We start from the raw sequence: 18,960 nt of genomic DNA, 5'->3' as shown, positions 1-18,960 counted from the left end.
TTCGAACAATTAACGATCATAAAATTTTCATAAATGAATAATTTTAATAACACATCTCGTTTTTGTTCCAACATAATGAGCACGATGGAGAGAAAAATGAAGCTGAAAAGCTTAAAACTCGGCGCAGGGGTTGCGTTATTGATTAGTGGTTTTTCGAGTCAGCAGGCGATGGCTGATTCCTATATTTTTGTGACCAATACCACACCGCAAACGGTATCGGTACAAGTCAATCAGACGGGAGCGGCCTTACAGCAAGGCAATGAATGGGCACAGGAAGCCACACAAATTGCCCCTTATGAAACCAAACGTATTTTACGGATCAACCGGTATACCGGGATCAAATCCGGTAAAACCTATAATTTTGATACTGTCGTCAGCAGCGGCAACTCACAAGTGACTTTAAAGCAGACCATGACTGGCACCTGGTCTGGCAGCAACATTCAGCATGGCATCCAAACCGCGACGGCAACATCGCCTTGGTATTCAGATCGTAATGTTCATCGGATTAATACCACTTATGCAGGTTTATCCGCTCAGGCTGCGGTAAAAGCCGAATATACCGGCGGTTATGATGACTTCCATTACACCATTCATCAAAACACCGTTCCAGAACCGGTTTCAGCCAGTGCCGATGAACTCAAAGTCCTGACGTATAATATTTATGCCCTGCCGATGGTGGCGAGTAAGATTAGCGAACGTCTGGCTGAATTGCCCAATCATTTAAACGGCTACGATGTGATTATGATGCAGGAAGCCTTTGCCTCTTCACGCACAGACATGTTGAATCAAATGGCACAACAATATCCGTATCAAACCCATATTCCTGTCGGTTCGGGCTATAACCTGTTTGACAGTGGTCTGGTGATTGTCAGCCGCTATCCGATCGTGAAAACAGCACAATTGATTTATCCGGACTGTACCGGCACCGACTGCTTTGCCGATAAAGGCGTACTCTATGCTGAAATCATTAAGAATGGTAAGGCCTATCATGTGACATCAACCCATACCGCATCTTTTGATACCGATGCCGCACGCGCATTACGCCAGACCCAGTTCAAACAGATTCGCCAATTGGTCAATCAACAAAATATTCCAAGTTTTGATGCCGTGCTGATGGGAGGAGATTTTAATGTCAATAAACTGTTATGGCCGCAAGATTATCAAGACATGTTGACCAACCTGAATGCAACCGCAGCACCAAGCACAGGTTATACCGCTTCGACCTTTGATCCACGTGTAAATAAGCTGGCAGGAGCGGCAGGTTCTGGCGGTTCAAATGTTGAATATCTGGACTATATTGTGGCGTCCAATAACCATCGTCAGCCAACACAGTCGCGTAATGATGTGCGTATTCTGCGCAGTACGGCGGACTCCCTGTTCATGACCTGGGATCTCTCCGATCATTTCCCGGTGATGGGTCAATTTAATTACACGCCATAAATGGAATGCGGTATGAATAAAAGACTATTGCTGACAATGCTTATTGTTGTCGTGGTCTTGGTTGCGATTGTAGTCTGGAAGAGCACCGCCTCTTCCGCTGCAGTCCAGCACACCAAATCCACCTCTTCATCTCAGGATTCATCAGCACAGATGAGCGATGAAAGCATGCCAAATAAAAGCAAGGACGAAATTTTTCAGGACTCGCTGTTAAAACAACTCAAAACATTGCAACAACAACCCGGCAATATCACTGAATTTCTGAATGATTTTAAAGCCAGTTGTCCTGTCTCTGACTGTAATGCAGTGCTTGCAAAAGCTTTGGCCAATTATCCCGACCAGAAATTTGCAGCTTTAGTTGCGAATCTGTTGAAACGGATTCCGCAATATGAACAACAGATGCAAAGCACGGTACTCTCAACCGCGTTATCTCCCAAAGAGCGTTTTGATGCATTGTGGAAACTCAGGGAGCAGACCTTAGGCCAAGCCGAAGCCATGCTGGGCTTTGGGCAAGAACGACAGTATGCAGATTATCATTTTGCCTATCATGATCTGGCACAGAAACAGAATCTGAGTGCTGAACAACGTTTAAAAGCCTTTGAACAGTTGCAAAAACAGTATCCAGATGCAACTCAGCAGGAAAGCAAGATCGGACAATATCAACAGGCCTTGAATCTGCTCGAGCAAGGCTCACACAACCCGGCAGAAACGGCACGTTTAAAGCAGCAATTACAGCAGCAATATTTAACCGAGCAGCAACGCCAACAAGTTCAGCAAAGAGAACAACAGGAGGCTCAACAACAGCAGCAAGTCAATCAATATCAGCAGGCCTTGCAGCAGTTACAACAAGAGATGCAACCGCTGAAAACACAGCTTTCAGAAGCCGAATGGCAACAGCAGTATCAAAGCCGTTTGGAGAAGTTACGCTTGAAAATGTTTCCTTAAACCGGTTGAACCCAAGCGATGGCAGGTCGCAAGGGTTCAATCAAGCCATAAAATCAAAGCAAAGCAACATTTAATAATTGCTGACGTTTTTTCACCTGTTGGCCGACTTGACCAATCAATTCCTCCACCACCCCATCGACATCCGATTTGATCTGTTGCTGAATTTTCATGGCTTCAAGTATCAATAAGGTTTGCCCTTTCACAACCTGATCCCCCACATTAACCAGTAGATTCACAATTGCCCCATCCATTGGCGCACGGATTTTGCCATCCCCCACCACTTCTGCTGCTTCAGGTGCGGCATAGGTGATATTTTCAATCATGACATTACCATTGCCTACATCTAAATACAGCTGATCTTGATCAAACACATAAGCCAGCTTACGGCGAACACCGTCACAGCTATAAATGATTTCCTCCCCATTGATCCTTACAATCTGGAGGATTGCCTGTTGATCACACAACGCAACTTTGAGCTGCTGCTGATCATGTTGTACATGTAACAAGAGCTGCTGATCGGCATATTTCAGTTTCAATGGAAATGGCATAGCAACACCCGTTTGCCAAGCCACTTGCTGCCGGTTTTGCTGGCTAAACAGTGCTGCCGCCACAGCGAGTATTTCAAGCGTCAGGCTTTGTTGATGCAGACTCACATCATCCTGAAAATGTTGCTGAATAAAAGCAGTATTGGTGTCTCCAGCCACAATAATCGGATGACGTAATAAATTGCTCAGGAATTGTTTATTACTATTTACCCCCAGCAATACACAATCATCAACAGCCCGGGCGAGTAAACGGATGGCATCCTGACGGGTCTTCCCATAAGCAATCACTTTCGCCACCATCGGATCATAGAAAGGACTGATTTCACCCTGCTCTAACATGCCGTGGTCAATCCGCACATTCGGCATCATCCCATCGCTACCTGCAGGTTGCCAACGCAGTACCTTCCCGGTTTGTGGCAGGAAATCCTGACGTGGATCTTCGGCATATAAACGCACTTCGATCGCATGCCCGTTTAAGCTCAACTCATGTTGCTGTAAAGGCAGAGTTTCGCCATTCGCCACACGCAACTGCCATTCCACCAGATCCAGTCCAGTAATCATTTCCGTCACCGGATGCTCGACCTGTAAACGCGTATTCATTTCCAGAAAATAAAACGCAGCGGATGAGTCCAGCAAGAACTCTACCGTACCAGCGCCAACATAATCACAGGCCTTGGCTGCGGCCACTGCCGCCTCCCCCATTTGCTGACGAAGTTCAGGTGTCATCACCGGACAAGGTGCTTCTTCGACCACCTTTTGATGACGACGTTGAATCGAACAGTCCCGTTCAAACAAATACACATAATTGCCATGCGTATCACCAAAGACCTGTATTTCGACATGCCTTGGCGCAATCACGGCTTTTTCCAGGATTAACTCGCCAGAACCAAAGGCATTTTCTGCTTCCGACCGCGCTGTTTTTAAGGCTTCCACGATATCAGCAGCATACTGGACCAGACGCATGCCTCGTCCACCCCCACCTGCCGATGCCTTGACCATCAAAGGATAACCAATCGACTCAGCCTGCTCAGCCAGATAATCAATATCCTGCTGATCGCCTTCATAGCCCGGTACACACGGCACGCCTGCCTGAATCATGGCTATTTTCGAAAGACGCTTGCTGCCCATCAGCTCGATCGCAGCTGCAGTTGGCCCAATAAAAGTGATGCCATGCTCAAGACAGGCTTGGGCAAAATCAGTATTTTCTGACAAAAACCCATAACCCGGATGTACCGCATCTGCACCGGTTTTTTGGCAAGCTGCAATAATCTGGGCAATCGATAAATAAGATTCGGAAACTTTAGATGCGCCAATATAAACCGCTTCATCCGCTACCTGCACATGACGGGCATTGGCATCGGCATCTGAATAGACCGCAACCGTTTGATAACCCATTGCTTTAGCAGTTTGCATCACCCGTACAGCAATTTCACCACGGTTTGCCACTAAGACTTTTGAAAAACTCATTGTTTCATCTCTACGATTCAATCCCCCCGTTGCTGCTGTTCAAACAGTAGTTGAGGGCGATTTCTAGTCAAACCAACTCGGATTACGCTTTTGGATAAAGGCCATGGTGCCTTCCTGTCCTTCGGCACCCGCAACTGCATCTGCAAACTGTTGTGCTGCATCATCCAGAAGCTGATCTAAAGGTTCATTCAGTGTTCGGTGTAATAACGCCTTGGTCGCACGGGAAGCCAGAGGCGCAGCACGTTTAATCTGTTGAATGGTCTGTTCAAGCTGCTGTTCCAGTTCCGTTTCATTCGATGCCACCTGATGAACAACACCTAAATCCAGCGCGGTCTTGCCATCAAAGCGTAAACCTAATAATGCCAAACGACGGGCTTGGGTCAGTCCAATACGCTTTACCACAAAAGGCGCGATCTGCGCAGGCAAAATTCCCAAGCCTGTTTCAGGCAAACCAAACTGGGCGGTATCACGGCTGATGGCAATATCTGACACACAGGCTAAGCCGAAGCCGCCTCCCAGCACGGCACCTTCCAGCACAGCAACAACAGTTTGAGCAGCCTGATCCACTTGCTCAATCATGGTACCGAAACGGCGATTAAAATCGACATAAGCTTGTAAGCTACCGCTATTGGCAACTTCAATCCGCAGTCCTGCCATATCCTTGATATCGCCTCCGGCACAGAAATGCCCGCCTTGACCGCGAAAAATAACCGCACGAATCGAGACATCATCGGCAATCTGGCTAAACACCTGCTGAATGGCGGTGACCATCTTCAAACTCATGGCATTACGGCTTTCAGGACGATTTAGCCATAGAGTTAAAATACTGCCTTGCTGTTCCAGCTGAATGCTGTCATCTATCTCTAAGCCTGCAACAGAAGTTGAAAGTGTCATACGTCAGCCCCTAGTTTTTCTGTTTCTTCGGCAGAATGTCAGTGAGCTTGCAGATAATTCCGAGCATGATCTCGTCTGCACCGCCGCCAATCGAACCTAAGCGCCCATCACGGAACAATTGTGATGCCGGGTTATCCCACATAAAGCCATTCCCGCCCCAATATTGCAGGCAGCTGTCAGCCACCTCACGGCTTAATCGTCCGGCTTTCAGCTTCGCCATAGAGGCCATCAAGGTCACATCCTCACCCGCAACATGTTGCTCACAGGCCTGAAGCGTTAAAGCTTTCAGTGCTGCAACTTCGGTCATGAGTTCAGCAAAACGGAAATGTACATACTGGTTATGAATTAAAGGCTGACCAAACGTGGTTCGTTCTCTGGTGTAATCAATGGTTTGCTGAATGACTTTTTCCATCCCACCTACTGCATTGATACAGGCCCACATGCGCTCTTCCTGAAACTGCATCATTTGCATCATGAAGCCCATGCCTTCCACCCCAACCAAGTTACGTTGCGGTACACGCACATTGTCGAAATACACTTGTGCAGTCGTGGTTGAACGCATCCCCAATTTATTCAAAGGTTCTGAAAAGCTAATTCCGGGAGTCTTGGCTGGGACAATAATCATGGATTTATTGACGTGTGGCTTGTCGTCGGATGTATTGGCAAGTAAACAGAAGAAATCAGCTTGTAATGAGTTGGTGATCCACATCTTGCTGCCATTAATCACATAATCATCACCATCTTTTTTGGCTGTGGTTTTTATCGCTGCCACGTCAGAACCTGCATGTACTTCGGATACCGCAATCGACGCGACATATTCACCACGAATGGCAGGATTCAAAAACTCATCGCGGAGTTCCTTACTGCCAAAACGTGCCAGTGCAGGTGTAGCCATATCGGTTTGTACACCAATCGCTAGGGGCACACCACCACATGCAGCACGACCTAATTCTTCTGCTACTACAAGGTTATAAGAATAATCAAGACCCAAGCCGCCATTTTCCTCTGGCTTGCAAATTCCCAATAAGCCCAGATCCCCCATTTTCTTAAAGACATCATGAATCGGAAAACGCCCCGCTTCTTCCCATTCCGGAATAAACGGATTTAGCTCATTTTCAACAAACTGGCGTGTGGTACGGCGTAAGGCTTCATGTTCTGCGGTAAATTTCATTGTTTTTGTTCCTTAAAATTGTTTCTCCCTCTCCCTAACCCTCTCCCCAGATGGGAGAGGGAATCCCTTCTCCCTCAGGGAGAAGGCTAGGATGAGGGTGTTAAAAATTAAAATCTCGATACACCAAATCGTGTTGGATTTAACTCACGTTGTTGTGCTTCAAAAATGGTTTGTAATAAAAAGATCAGGACCTTACGGGTGTCTCTTGGATCAATGATGCCATCGTCATGCAGCATGGCCGTATTGAATAAAGCCGTTGACTGCTGTTCCAGTTTCATCGCTGTACTTTGTTCCAGAAAATCCAGCATCTGCGGATTCGGTTCCATTCCTGAAGCTTTCTGTTTGCCCTCAGCCACAATCCGTAAGACTTTGCCTGCTTGCGCTGCACCCATCACCGCCACATGTGAGTTTGGCCATGCAAAGATAAATTGCGGCGATAAACTACGGCCACACATCGCATAGTTACCTGCGCCATAAGAGCCTGCCACCACAATCGAAATCTTGGGTACGGTTGCATTGGCCACCGCCTGAATCAGCTTGGAACCATGTTTAATAATGCCGTTCTGCTCGGCATCGGTTCCGACCATAAAACCGGTGGTGTTATGCAGGAATAAAAGTGGGCGTTGGGTTTGCTCACACAGATGAATAAACTGAGCTGCTTTAGCCGCCCCTTGCGGGGTAATCGGACCATTATTGGTAATAATGCCGATATGTAGTCCGCCCACTTTGGCCCAACCACACACGGTTAAGGCATCATATTCCTGTTTAAACTCCAGAAAATCTGAATCATCAATAATCCGCGCAATGATTTCCTTCATATCAAAAGGTTGCTTTGGATCTTGTGGAATAATCCCTAACAGCTCTTCAGCAGCATAACGCGGTTCTTTATAATTCTGAGTGGATTGCGCGGTCTGTTCTTTCCAGTTGAGATGCTCGAAAATCTCACGCGCCAGACGAATACCGTCTGCATCGTTTTCTGCCAGATATTCCGCCACGCCTGAAACTTGGGTATGCATTTCTGCTCCACCCAGTTCTTCCGCAGTCGCCACTTCTCCTGTTGCCGCCAATAACAGTGGTGGGCCAGCCAACAGCATTTCTGTTTGTTTGCGAACCGCAACCACATAGTCAGACAAACCCGGCTGATAAGCACCACCCGCAGTTGCATTGCCATGCACCACCGCCACTTGTGGAATCCCTGCCGCAGATAAACGTGCCTGATTGGCAAAGGTCATTCCACCATAAGTAAATACTTCCGCGGCATAATTCAGGTTTGCACCACCACTTTCGGTCAAGGTGACCATCGGCAATTTTTGTTCCAGGGCAATCTTTTGCAGCCGTAGGGTTTTATGCACGCCCATGGGTGACATGGTACCGCCTTTGATTGCGCTGTTACTTGCAGACACCAGCGCACGGACCCCACTGACAAAACCGATCCCGGCAATTACACCACCGCCTGCTTCGGAACCATCTTTATCGTCATGCATGTTGTAGCCCACCAGACCACATAGCTCGACAAAAGGTGAGTCTGCATCTAACAGCAACCGGATCCGTTCGTGTGGCAAGATTTTACCTTTCTTATCAAACTTGGGTTTTGCGGCATAAGACTTATCAATACTTTTTTGCTGTACCGCACGAACTTCAGCCAACTGGGTTAATAGCGCCTCCCGATTTTGTTGGTATTGTTCACTACCCACTACAATTTCAGATTGGAGAATCGTCATGTTTATTCTCCATCTGTTTTGAATATGTCAGGAATAAACGCTCGATGGAAACCGTTAAATGCGTCATTGTTGGTCGCATCAGCCAATGGATACATGCGTGTGCCTTGTGACGCTGCCCCATCAATACGCAGGGTGACGCCTGATACAAAAGCCGCTGCATCAGAAAGTAGATAACAAATCGCTGAGGAGATTTCTGATTCTGTGCCCATCCGTTTTAATGGAACATTGCTCGCTAAACTAGGAATGATCACTTTGGCAAAATCGCCACTATAGTTGTCCATACCCGAAGAAATAATCCAGCCCGGTGCAACTGCATTAACCCGTACCCCAGATTTGCCCCATTCCACTGAAGCCGTTTTAGTCAAGTTGTCCACCCCTGAACGTGCTGCACCTGAATGCCCCATGCCCGGCATACCGCCCCACATATCTGCGGTCATATTCACGATGCTGCCGCCATGTTTTGCCATCCACTGGTTATAGGCTTCACGCATCAGGTAAAAGGTGGAATGCAGGTTATTACGGACCACGGCATCAAAACCATTGGCTGAAATATTCTCTAATGCAGAAGGAAATTGTCCGCCTGCGTTATTGACCAATCCATCCAGCTTGCCAAATTTTTCAATAACTTCGGCAATCATGTTTTTAACCTGTTCTTCATCGCGGTTATCGCAAACGATGAAATGCACTTTACCGCCATCTTCCAGAATTTCCTGACTGACTTTTTCCAGCTTTTCAATTTTTCGACCGGTAATGATGACTTGCGCACCTAAACATGCCAGTTCATGTGCCGTACAACGGCCAATACCCGAACCTCCACCTGTGACGATCACTACTTTGCCAGCAAATGCATCTGCCCTGAAAATTGATTGATAACCCATGTTTACATCCTTAATATTTTTCTAACAGTTGTGCAGGCACTTTCACCGGCATATCCAATAATTGCTGTGCAAACGCCTTACCTTGTGGATCAATCCGCAAACTGGCGATTCCCCCGCCCCCCAATGCATTTTCCAGCATGAAATTCAGCGCATGCATCTCAGGTAATTCATAACGAATCACTTTTGATTTTTCAGGATCTAAAACATGCTGCATATATGCGGCAACATTGGCCTCGGTCAGAGCTGCACGAATCCACGGTAAATATTCAGTCTTGCGCGCGATCACCCCAATATTGCTGTGATTGCCCTTATCGCCACTGCGTGCATGTGCTAGCTCAATCAAAGGCACTTCAACCTCACCGCCTTGATAACTTGCCACTTCACCGACGGGATGTAGCTCGACCTCTGCTACCTTTTGCCCAACAGGAACCTGAACCGGATAACGCTGCCCCGCAAAGTCGACTTCAACTTTTAATTGATCTTTATCAATCAGGAAAGAAAACAGCTTCACTACAGCGGATGCTTTCGGACGACCGCCGACAATCCCTGCCAATGCGGGTGCCATCCCTGTTGAAGCTTGAGCAATTTCCGAGGCAAAGAACATACAAGCTTCTTTAAACAGATGTTTGACCGCGATTTTAACCACCACTTCACGGCTATCTTGGATTCGGGCATGCGCCCCATAGGTACTTTCAATACCGAGAATCTCAACCGACTTTTCACTAAAAGGAGGAACTGAACGTAGTGCCAAAACGCGTTCACATTTATTGATAATGGCATCCGCAATCACTTGGGCTTTTTCTGGTGCTTCACGACCTGCAATCAAGAAACTAACCAAAACTCGGTAGCCATCCGCATAAGTCGCACTGACTTTATATTGTTGAGTTGGTGCCCGACCTGTTGCGCCAGTCACCTTGACTCGATGTTCGCCCACCTGTTCTAAATGGACTTGGCTAAAATCAGCGCTTACATCAGGTAAAAGATAGGCTTGCGGATTGCCTATTTCGTAAACGATCTGCTCTGCTACAGTCGCAGTTGAAACCAGACCACCCGTCCCTTTCGGCTTGGTCACAATAAATGAAGCATCAGCGCTGACCTCCACGATCGGAAAGCCCATATTGTCAAAGCCTTGAACGAGACGCCAGTCAGTAAAGTTTCCACCTGTACACTGTGCGCCGCATTCAATTACATGCCCAGCCAGTGAACCTTGCGCCAGCTTGTCATAATCATCCAGTGACCATTTATATTCGTGTAACAATGGAGCAAGCACAACTGCGGAATCCACCACTCGACCCGTGATCACAATATCTGCACCCAAGTCCAAGGCATCACGAATCGCAACAGCACCTAAATAAGCATTACTGCTGGCAACCTGTGCAGGTAAAGCATCGCCATTAAACATTTCCTGAATGTTTTGTTTTGATAATTCTGCATGCTTTGGCAATACATCGTCACCCAGCACCACTGCGACTTTTAAATTCAGGCCTTTCTCATCAATGATTTTCTGTAAGGCATCACGACAAGCCAGTGGGTTTACCCCGCCTGCATTGCTGATCACTTTTATTTTTTTCTCGGCAATTTTATGGATCAGTGGTGACATCACCCGACTGACAAAATCCAGCGCATAGCCATGACTTGGGTCCATCATCATCGCCTTGGCCATAATCGACATGGTAATTTCAGACAGATAGTCAAAGACCAGATAATCAATATCACTCAGATGCACCAACTGAAAAGCAGCGGTGTTGGTATCGCCCCAGAATCCTGATGCACATCCGATTTTGACTAGCCTCTGGTCATCCTGTTTGACAGTTGTCATGCGCTTTCTCATTGTTATTACTAAAAACGCCTTAACATTACCAAGCAAGTGCTTGGTTTGTAAAGTACATAATGCTATGCTGTATTGGCAAAAAACGACAAACTCAAGCAACTGCTTGTTATAAAAAGATAAGACAAAGCACCGAATGAATTTTGTTACAATACACTTTAGCTTGAACAGGATAGACGGATAGGCATGATCGCAACTTCAATTGAGCAAATACCCAAGATTGTTTGCTTTGACGATAGTCCACGTGGGCGTTTATTACAGGGCGCAGCCTATCTGTTTTATAAGCAAGGTTATGACAAAACCACGGTTCGTCAACTTGGTGAATTTATTGGCATTCAATCGGGTAGCCTGTTCCATCATTTTAAAAGCAAGGATGAAATTCTGGCGACGGTGATGGAACAAACCATTATCTATAACTTCGCCCGTTTAAAAGAAGCGGCTGAACGCTCAAGCGATCCTGAACAACAATTACGTCATTTGATCAAAGCTGAATTACTGTCGATTGCCGGTGATACCGGTGCGGCTATGGCCGTATTGGTGCATGAATGGTTTGCCCTTTCCAAAGAAAAACAAGATTACCTGCTGAAAATGCGTAATGAATATGAGCAGGTTTGGCTAGACGTGATTGAAAAATTACGTGCTCAGGGCAAAGTGAAACATGATGCTTTTATCTGGCGCCGTTTGCTCGGTGGTTCGATTTCTTGGACCGTAACCTGGTACAGACCCGAAGGTAAAGTCAACACTGATGAACTAACTGAAATGGTTTGGGAAATGGCGGTGAAATGAATGCCATCTATCTGCGTAGGCCCCTACCCAGTGATTTAGCCGAGATCAAACAGGCTTACCAGAGTAGTATTCAACTGCATCGACCATGGACCTATCCACCTGCTAATTTTGAACACTACCTCGCGCAAGAACACCGTTATTTTGTCTGCTTGAAAGAGAATCATGCCATTGTCGGCACTTTTAACATCTCCAATATCGTTCGAGGTCACTTTCATTCTGCTTACTTGGGTTATGAAGCCTTTTCTCCTTATGCAGGTCATGGCTATATGCGACAAGGACTACAACTGGTTTTACACGAAGCATTTCAAACTCTCAATCTGCATCGACTAGAAGCCAATATCCAACCAGATAATCTGTCCTCTATTCGCCTTGTATCAAATGCAGGTTTTGTCAAAGAAGGCTTCTCCCGCCAATATCTGCGGGTGGGCGGAAAAGAATGGAAAGATCATGAACGTTGGGCAATTTTAAATAGCGATTGGACAGATAAAAAATATCAGGCATTTTAATCATTGCGATATCTGACACGTTAATATAAAAATAAATTGATGCCAATTTTTTAAGCGGAATATATGCAACGCATAATCATGATTTTACTTTGCAGCTTAATATTGGGTTGTACAGATGATATTGTTACAACCAAATTTACAGATTTGCAGCATGCTAAAGTTGAACATGCGTTTGAACGCGGTTGGTTGCCTCCAATTTTACCACCCAGTACAAAAAATATTATTGAAATAAATGACCTAGACCTAAGTAGAGGTCATGGCTCTTTTACTTTTTCACCAACAGACCTAAACTATTTTAGCGGTCATGGTGCCATCCCAATTAAAATGAATAATACGACTCAAGGTAAAAAGAAAGAAATGCAGGATCAGGGATTCCAGTTTTTGGTCTATGCTCAGAATTCATCAATTTGGTATATCGCAATTCATCCTGAGGGAAAAGGAGCTTATTGGGTTGAACCCATACGGTAAGCTCCTAGCGATCAGTTTAATAGCCCAGCTGCTTACTAATTAAATCCTTCATAATTTCTTCTGCACCACCGCCAATCATATTCACCTTCACTTCACGATAAATACGTTCAGACTTAGTACCACGCATAAAGCCCATCCCACCTAGCGTCTGTACCGCCGCATCGGCACAGAATTGCATGGTTTGAGTGGCGACATTCTTCAGCATACAAATCTGGGCAATCAGTTCACTGCCTTGCAATTCAGGTTTACCTAAACGATAAGCGGTATCCTCGAGTAAAGCACGGGTTGCGGTCAATCGAGTCGCCATGTCCACCAGCTTATGACGCATCACCTGATGATCGACTAAACGCTTGCCAAAAGTATGGCGTTGCTGCGCCCAATCTAATGCTTCTTCATAGCAAGTCAGGGCAAAGCCATAACTACTGGCAGCAAGGAAAAAACGCTCCATATTGAAGTTATTCATAATCACCAGAAAGCCCATATTTTCTGGACCCAATAAATGGCTAACAGGCACTTTGACATTGTCAAAATGTAAATGCGCGGTATCGGATGCCCACCATCCCATCTTATCCAGTTTGGTTTTGCTGATCCCTTCACTATGCGCATCAATCAGCAGCATGGATATACCGTTTGCCCCTTTCGCATTTGGATCAGTACGAACTGCCACCGAGTAATAATCTGCTCGCATCCCCGAAGTGATAAAGGTCTTTTCACCGCTAACCAGAAAATAATCACCTTCACGTACAGCCTTGGTTTTGAGTGAGGCAACATCTGATCCACCACCAGGTTCAGTAATCGCCAAGGCCGAGATTTTTTCACCCGATAAAATCTGAGGCAGCACTTCAGCTTTCACCGCTTCGTTGGCAAAATGCTGAATTGGTGGCGCACCAATGGTATGCGACAGCAAAGAAGCACTAAGACCGCCCGACGCACATTTTGCCAGCTCAATCGAAGCTAGCAGCGTATAAAATGCATCTGTCCCTGCAATCCCGCCATATTGCTCTTCAAACCCTAATCCCAATAAACCAATATCTGCGGCCTTCTTATACAGCTCTCGCGGAAAAGTTTCATTCTCATCCCATTCATTCACAAAAGGCGAAATCTCCTTTTCCACAAAGCGTCGAATACTCTTGGCAAATTCCAGATGTTGCTCGTTATAGTACAAAGGATTAAGGTGCATATTCTGCTTCCTAGCAATTATTGATCATTGTTTATTGAATGAGCACTAAAGTAGCAAAACCGGAAAAACCAAGCAAGCGCTTGGCAAAATTAAAAGTTAAAAAATAGATCAAAACCTGTGATAAAGCATAAAACTATATTTTTAATCGACCTCGAAATCCACGCGTCGCATAATAAGATTGAGCACCATTATGATACGTAAAAACCCGACCATAACGACTATCACAGAAAATTGCGCCACCTAAAGCTCTTACATCCTCTGGCGTTTTTACCCAACTCGAGGTTTTTAGATCAAAATGTTCTATTGCCTGTAACTGCCTATATTGCTCTTCTGTGAGTAATTCAATTCCCATGGCTTCAGCAACATCAACCGCATTATTTACCGGTTTATGTTCCTTGCGTGCGTCTAAAGCGGCACGGTCATAACACAGGCTTCTACGCCCTTTTGGCGTTTCTACGGCACAATCATAAAAGATTATTTCTGGTGACTTTTCATCCAATACAATGATGTCTGGCTCTCCACCCGTTTCTTCCATTTGATGGAGTGACCATAATTTTTCTGGCTGCTGCTGTAATTGATCTTTAATATCGGCCCAATTCAGATCCTTGTGACGATGCATATTTTGTTCAAAGCGCTGCTTTAAGATGTCGAATAGCCTTGCAACCTGTTCAAGGTCTAACTTTTTATTCTTGGTCATTTTTATACTCTAGATTTTGAGGTTATACCGAACGACCATCAAAGTGATTGATCTTGATACTTTCCAGTTCCAGATCATCAATACAACGCACATTGATCGCACATATGGTATTCCCTTGAGGATCTACACCGATTGCATAGGGATGAATACCACAAACCTTACAGAAATGATGCTCGATCACATGCTTATTGAATTGATAAGTCGCCTGAGCATCGTCTTCCACAGTAATCTCAACTTCACTCTGAGGTAAAAACCAGAGTAAAGAACCTTTTTTCTGGCAAATTGAACAGTTACACGATAATGCTTCAGTGAGTTCACCCTGCGCAATGAAGGTTAATTTTCCACAATGACAACTTCCTTTATATTGCATCTTTTTTTCCTTTTTGATTTTTTATCTATTTTTACAGGATGCCGTGTATAAGTTCAAATCTGGTTCTGTTAATCAATGCTTATGTAAGTTTAACTCCAGAAATGTTGGCATTGTTGACACTTGGTTCCATGTTTATACGAGAATAACGGGAAACCAAGTAATAAGAAAACCAGATAAGCAGGCCGTTTTCCTTCCGTATAAGGCTTTATATCTGTGCTTCCGCATTGAGGACAACGCTCACTTAAACCAAACTCTTGTTCTAATTCCTGGCTAAAGTCTTGCGCCAGTAATGCTTGTGCTTGTTCTAAATAACGGTCAGGAACCAATAACCGAACCCCACCCAATGCATTGGAATAAAGCCAGTCCATGTTAATGGTATGTTCATTTTCAATACGGGCAGGAATATCAGCAGCTTCAAGTTGCGTTTTGGCAATTTGGGCTTCATAAGGAAAAGAATACGTTTCAGCGACCACCCATTTCATAGGAATATCTAAATAGCATAAATATAAATTCTAAGCTCAATTCATCTCGGTACACAATGCGTAAATTTGTTGTTATATATTTTGGCCATGAAACTTTTCCCATGCGATCGACTCCAAGTCGCCAGTCAGTTCATTGGATTGCTCATCCAATAGCTTATACATGATTTGATATTGACCAATTGTTGCACTACCATCAAGACCTAGCAAAACCGTATACAACGCATCAGTTAGAGCTTCTGAAACAATTTTTTTAGTTAAATGAATCTGTTCATGATTCATACCAGATTTTTCTAATAGACTGATTCGTGATATTTCAGAATCAACAGTAAAATAACTCTGGATCAGATCATCTCTTAAAAGTTTAAATTCCTCTACGAATTCTTCTGAAGTCATGGCAAGGTTATTATTGGGCATTTTAATTTCATCCTTTTGTTATTTTGATTCAACTTATAAAACAATAACATATTCCTCAAAAGATGCTATTCAATGTATTTTTCTATGGCCAATAAAAAACACCCCCTCTGCGTAAGCGGAGGGGGTGTTTCGTATTTAAAAGCTGGCGATGACTTACTCTCACATGGCAAGTGCCACACTACCATCAGCGCTAAGAGGTTTCACTTCTGAGTTCGGGAAGGGATCAGGTGGTTCACTCTTGCTATTGTCGCCAGCAAACTGTTTTGGTTTTAGGTGGTCTTACATTTTTTGCCACTTAGTACCGAAAGAGTTATTAACGGATTAGTTAATTGAGTCGTATTGTAACCAGTTTCTACACTAAATCAAGTTATGTATTGAATTTATCTTGAATACAACAACTGTTTGGGTGTTGTATAGTCAAGCCTCACGAGCAATTAGTATTGGTCAGCTTCACACGTCACCGTGCTTCCACACCCAACCTATCAACGTCCTAGTCTCGAACGGCTCTTTAGAGGAATAAATTCCTAGGGAAATCTTATCTTGAGGTAGGCTTCCCGCTTAGATGCTTTCAGCGGTTATCCCTTCCGAACATAGCTACCCGGCGATGCGACTGGCGTCACAACCGGTACACCAGAGGTTCGTCCACTCTGGTCCTCTCGTACTAGGAGCAGATCCTCTCAAATTTCCAGCGCCCACGGTAGATAGGGACCGAACTGTCTCACGACGTTCTAAACCCAGCTCGCGTACCTCTTTAAATGGCGAACAGCCATACCCTTGGGACCTGCTTCAGCCCCAGGATGAGATGAGCCGACATCGAGGTGCCAAACACCGCCGTCGATATGAACTCTTGGGCGGTATCAGCCTGTTATCCCCAGAGTACCTTTTATCCGTTGAGCGATGGCCCTTCCATACAGAACCACCGGATCACTAAGACCTACTTTCGTACCTGCTCGACTTGTGGGTCTCGCAGTTAAGCGCGCTTTTGCCTTTATACTCTACGCGTGATTTCCGACCACGCTGAGCGCACCTTCGTACTCCTCCGTTACTCTTTAGGAGGAGACCGCCCCAGTCAAACTACCCACCAGACATGGTCCTCGCCCCGGATTACGGGGCAGAGTTAGAACCTCAACATTACCAGGGTGGTATTTCAAGGACGGCTCCATTAGAACTAGCGTTCTAACTTCAAAGCCTCCCACCTATCCTACACAAGTAAGGTCAAAGTTCAATGTCAAGCTGCAGTAAAGGTTCACGGGGTCTTTCCGTCTAGCCGCGGGTACACTGCATCTTCACAGCGATTTCGATTTCACTGAGCCTCTGCTGGAGACAGCGCCGCCATCATTATGCCATTCGTGCAGGTCGGAACTTACCCGACAAGGAATTTCGCTACCTTAGGACCGTTATAGTTACGGCCGCCGTTTACTGGGGCTTCGATCAAGAGCTTCGCTTACGCTAACCCCATCAATTAACCTTCCAGCACCGGGCAGGCATCACACCCTATACGTCCACTTTCGTGTTTGCAGAGTGCTATGTTTTTAATAAACAGTTGCAGCGGCCTGGTTTCTGTGGCTGCCAAAGCTCAGGGAGCAAGTCCCATCACCGTCAGCAGCGTACCTTCTCCCGAAGTTACGGTACCATTTTGCCTAGTTCCTTCAGCAGAGTTCTCTCAAGCGCTTTGGTCTACTCGACCTGACCACCTGTGTCGGTTTCGGGTACGATTCCTGTGTAACTGAAGCTTAGAGACTTTTCCTGGAAGCATGGTATCAGCCACTTCACTGTACAAGTACAGCTTGCTATCAGCTCTCAGCATAGAGCACCCCGGATTTGCCTAAGATGCATGCCTACTGCCTTCCACCTGGACAACCAACGCCAGGCTGACTTAACCTTCTCCGTCCTCTCATCGCATTACACAGAAGTATTGGAATATTAACCAATTTCCCATCGACTACGCCTCTCGGCCTCGCCTTAGGGGTCGACTCACCCAGCCCCGATTAACGTTGGACTGGAACCCTTGGTCTTTCAGCGAACGGGTTTTTCACCCGTTTTGTCGTTACTCACGTCAGCATTCGCACTTCTGATACCTCCAGCATACTTCTCAATACACCTTCATCGGCTTACAGAACGCTCCCCTACCACGTATACAAGTATACATCCGCAGCTTCGGCACATAGTTTTAGCCCCGTTACATCTTCCGCGCAGGCCGACTCGACTAGTGAGCTATTACGCTTTCTTTAAAGGGTGGCTGCTTCTAAGCCAACCTCCTAGCTGTCTATGCCTTCCCACATCGTTTCCCACTTAACTATGATTTTGGGGCCTTAGCTGGCGGTCTGGATTGTTTTCCTCTTGACTACGGACGTTAGCACCCGCAGTCTGTCTCCCGGATAGTACTCATTGGTATTCGGAGTTTGCATCGGTTTGGTAAGTCGGGATGACCCCCTAGCCGAAACAGTGCTCTACCCCCAATGGTATTCGTCCGAGGCGCTACCTAAATAGCTTTCGGGGAGAACCAGCTATCACCAGGCTTGATTAGCCTTTCACCCCTATCCACAAGTCATCCCCTGGCTTTTCAACGACAGTGGGTTCGGTCCTCCAGTTAGTGTTACCCAACCTTCAACCTGCTCATGGATAGATCGCCTGGTTTCGGGTCTATACCCAGCAACTAAACGCCCTATTAAGACTCGATTTCTCTACGGCTCCCCTATGCGGTTAACCTTGCTACTGAATATAAGTCGCTGACCCATTATACAAAAGGTACGCAGTCACACCACGAAGGTGCTCCCACTGCTTGTATGCATGCGGTTTCAGGATCTATTTCACTCCCCTCACAGGGGTTCTTTTCGCCTTTCCCTCACGGTACTGGTTCACTATCGGTCAGTCAGGAGTATTTAGCCTTGGAGGATGGTCCCCCCATATTCAGACAAGGTTTCACGTGCCTCGCCCTACTCGTCATCATTATGTGTGCCCTTTCGTGTACGGGAATATCACCCTCTACGTTCGCACTTCCCAGAGCGTTCCACTAGAACACACATAACTTAATGGGCTGCTCCCCGTTCGCTCGCCGCTACTAAGGGAATCTCAATTGATTTCTTTTCCTAAGGGTACTGAGATGTTTCACTTCCCCTCGTTCGCTTCATAAGCCTATGTATTCAGCTTATGATACCCGCCTTATAGCGG

Annotated in this window: 16 protein-coding genes and 2 rRNA genes; 5 read left to right on the top strand and 13 right to left on the bottom strand. The window is 45.8% G+C overall.

The genetic code is table 11. The annotated features are described in order from the left end of the window. The first annotated feature begins 96 nt into the window (after positions 1-96). Both ACINWC323_RS07335 and ACINWC323_RS07340 read left to right on the top strand, forming a co-directional pair. Positions 97-1,440: a sphingomyelin phosphodiesterase gene (locus tag ACINWC323_RS07335; RefSeq protein WP_009513112.1), complete on the top strand. Its 1,344-nt coding sequence runs from the start codon at positions 97-99 to the stop codon at positions 1,438-1,440. 12 nt (positions 1,441-1,452) lie between these two features. Further along, complete coding sequence (locus tag ACINWC323_RS07340) at positions 1,453-2,382, top strand: lipase secretion chaperone (protein WP_009513091.1); 930 nt, start codon at positions 1,453-1,455, stop codon at positions 2,380-2,382. Positions 2,383-2,435: 53 nt separating this feature from the next. On the opposite strand, the gene ACINWC323_RS07345 is transcribed toward ACINWC323_RS07340, so the two are convergent. The 6 genes from ACINWC323_RS07345 to ACINWC323_RS07370 all read right to left on the bottom strand — a co-directional run bounded on the left by ACINWC323_RS07345 (position 2,436) and on the right by ACINWC323_RS07370 (position 10,877). Beyond that, a complete protein-coding gene (locus ACINWC323_RS07345; RefSeq protein ID WP_009513034.1) occupies positions 2,436-4,394 on the bottom strand; it encodes an acetyl/propionyl/methylcrotonyl-CoA carboxylase subunit alpha in 1,959 nt (652 codons plus the stop codon). Between the two features lie 63 nt (positions 4,395-4,457). After that, positions 4,458-5,288 carry an enoyl-CoA hydratase/isomerase family protein gene (locus ACINWC323_RS07350; protein WP_009513143.1) on the bottom strand — a complete coding sequence of 277 codons (831 nt, stop codon included), beginning with the start codon at positions 5,286-5,288 and terminating at the stop codon, positions 4,458-4,460. Between the two features lie 10 nt (positions 5,289-5,298). Next, positions 5,299-6,459 (bottom strand): acyl-CoA dehydrogenase family protein, encoded by a 1,161-nt coding sequence (locus ACINWC323_RS07355; protein WP_005289305.1) that lies wholly within the window; start codon positions 6,457-6,459, stop codon positions 5,299-5,301. Positions 6,460-6,566: 107 nt separating this feature from the next. Beyond that, on the bottom strand, positions 6,567-8,180 hold the full coding sequence (locus ACINWC323_RS07360; protein ID WP_009513055.1) for an acyl-CoA carboxylase subunit beta: 1,614 nt from the start codon (positions 8,178-8,180) through the stop codon (positions 6,567-6,569). A gap of 2 nt (positions 8,181-8,182) precedes the next feature. After that, complete coding sequence (locus ACINWC323_RS07365; RefSeq protein ID WP_009513116.1) at positions 8,183-9,058, bottom strand: SDR family oxidoreductase; 876 nt, start codon at positions 9,056-9,058, stop codon at positions 8,183-8,185. Between the two features lie 10 nt (positions 9,059-9,068). Further along, the gene (locus ACINWC323_RS07370; RefSeq protein ID WP_009513151.1) at positions 9,069-10,877 is read right to left on the bottom strand and encodes an acyclic terpene utilization AtuA family protein; all 1,809 of its coding nucleotides are present in this window, start codon (positions 10,875-10,877) and stop codon (positions 9,069-9,071) included. 195 nt (positions 10,878-11,072) lie between these two features. Between ACINWC323_RS07370 and ACINWC323_RS07375 the strand changes: the two genes are divergently transcribed. From ACINWC323_RS07375 to ACINWC323_RS07385, 3 genes are all read left to right on the top strand, one after another. Beyond that, positions 11,073-11,672 carry a TetR/AcrR family transcriptional regulator gene (locus ACINWC323_RS07375; RefSeq protein WP_009513108.1) on the top strand — a complete coding sequence of 200 codons (600 nt, stop codon included), beginning with the start codon at positions 11,073-11,075 and terminating at the stop codon, positions 11,670-11,672. Further along, entirely contained in the window at positions 11,669-12,178 is a 510-nt protein-coding gene (locus ACINWC323_RS07380; protein WP_009513022.1) for a GNAT family N-acetyltransferase, read from the top strand. The genes ACINWC323_RS07375 and ACINWC323_RS07380 overlap by 4 nt, the downstream gene beginning before the upstream one ends. Positions 12,179-12,241: 63 nt before the next feature. After that, positions 12,242-12,646, top strand: coding sequence for a YbbD-related protein (locus ACINWC323_RS07385; protein WP_009513082.1), 405 nt, complete (start codon positions 12,242-12,244; stop codon positions 12,644-12,646). A gap of 16 nt (positions 12,647-12,662) precedes the next feature. Here the strand turns inward: ACINWC323_RS07385 and ACINWC323_RS07390 are convergent, their stop codons facing one another. The 7 genes from ACINWC323_RS07390 to ACINWC323_RS07420 all read right to left on the bottom strand — a co-directional run. Further along, positions 12,663-13,826 carry an acyl-CoA dehydrogenase family protein gene (locus ACINWC323_RS07390; protein WP_009513074.1) on the bottom strand — a complete coding sequence of 388 codons (1,164 nt, stop codon included), beginning with the start codon at positions 13,824-13,826 and terminating at the stop codon, positions 12,663-12,665. A gap of 133 nt (positions 13,827-13,959) precedes the next feature. Beyond that, positions 13,960-14,523, bottom strand: a complete 564-nt coding sequence (locus ACINWC323_RS07395; RefSeq protein ID WP_009513193.1) for a DUF4256 domain-containing protein — start codon at positions 14,521-14,523, stop codon at positions 13,960-13,962. A gap of 22 nt (positions 14,524-14,545) precedes the next feature. Beyond that, entirely contained in the window at positions 14,546-14,893 is a 348-nt protein-coding gene (locus ACINWC323_RS07400; protein ID WP_009513192.1) for a GFA family protein, read from the bottom strand. A gap of 89 nt (positions 14,894-14,982) precedes the next feature. Further along, complete coding sequence (locus ACINWC323_RS07405) at positions 14,983-15,375, bottom strand: putative signal transducing protein (RefSeq protein WP_009513179.1); 393 nt, start codon at positions 15,373-15,375, stop codon at positions 14,983-14,985. A gap of 72 nt (positions 15,376-15,447) precedes the next feature. Then, positions 15,448-15,789, bottom strand: a complete 342-nt coding sequence (locus ACINWC323_RS07410; protein WP_009513125.1) for a hypothetical protein — start codon at positions 15,787-15,789, stop codon at positions 15,448-15,450. Positions 15,790-15,929: 140 nt separating this feature from the next. Beyond that, positions 15,930-16,044: ribosomal RNA gene (gene rrf / locus ACINWC323_RS07415) — 5S ribosomal RNA — on the bottom strand. Between the two features lie 158 nt (positions 16,045-16,202). After that, positions 16,203-18,960 (bottom strand): 23S ribosomal RNA (locus tag ACINWC323_RS07420); the annotation flags it as partial.

It is taken from the genome of Acinetobacter sp. WC-323 (assembly GCF_000314615.1).
Classification (GTDB): Bacteria; Pseudomonadota; Gammaproteobacteria; order Pseudomonadales; family Moraxellaceae; genus Acinetobacter; species Acinetobacter courvalinii.
The sequence above is the reverse complement of the archived record's forward strand: the minus strand, read 5'-3'. Positions and strand labels throughout refer to the sequence as shown.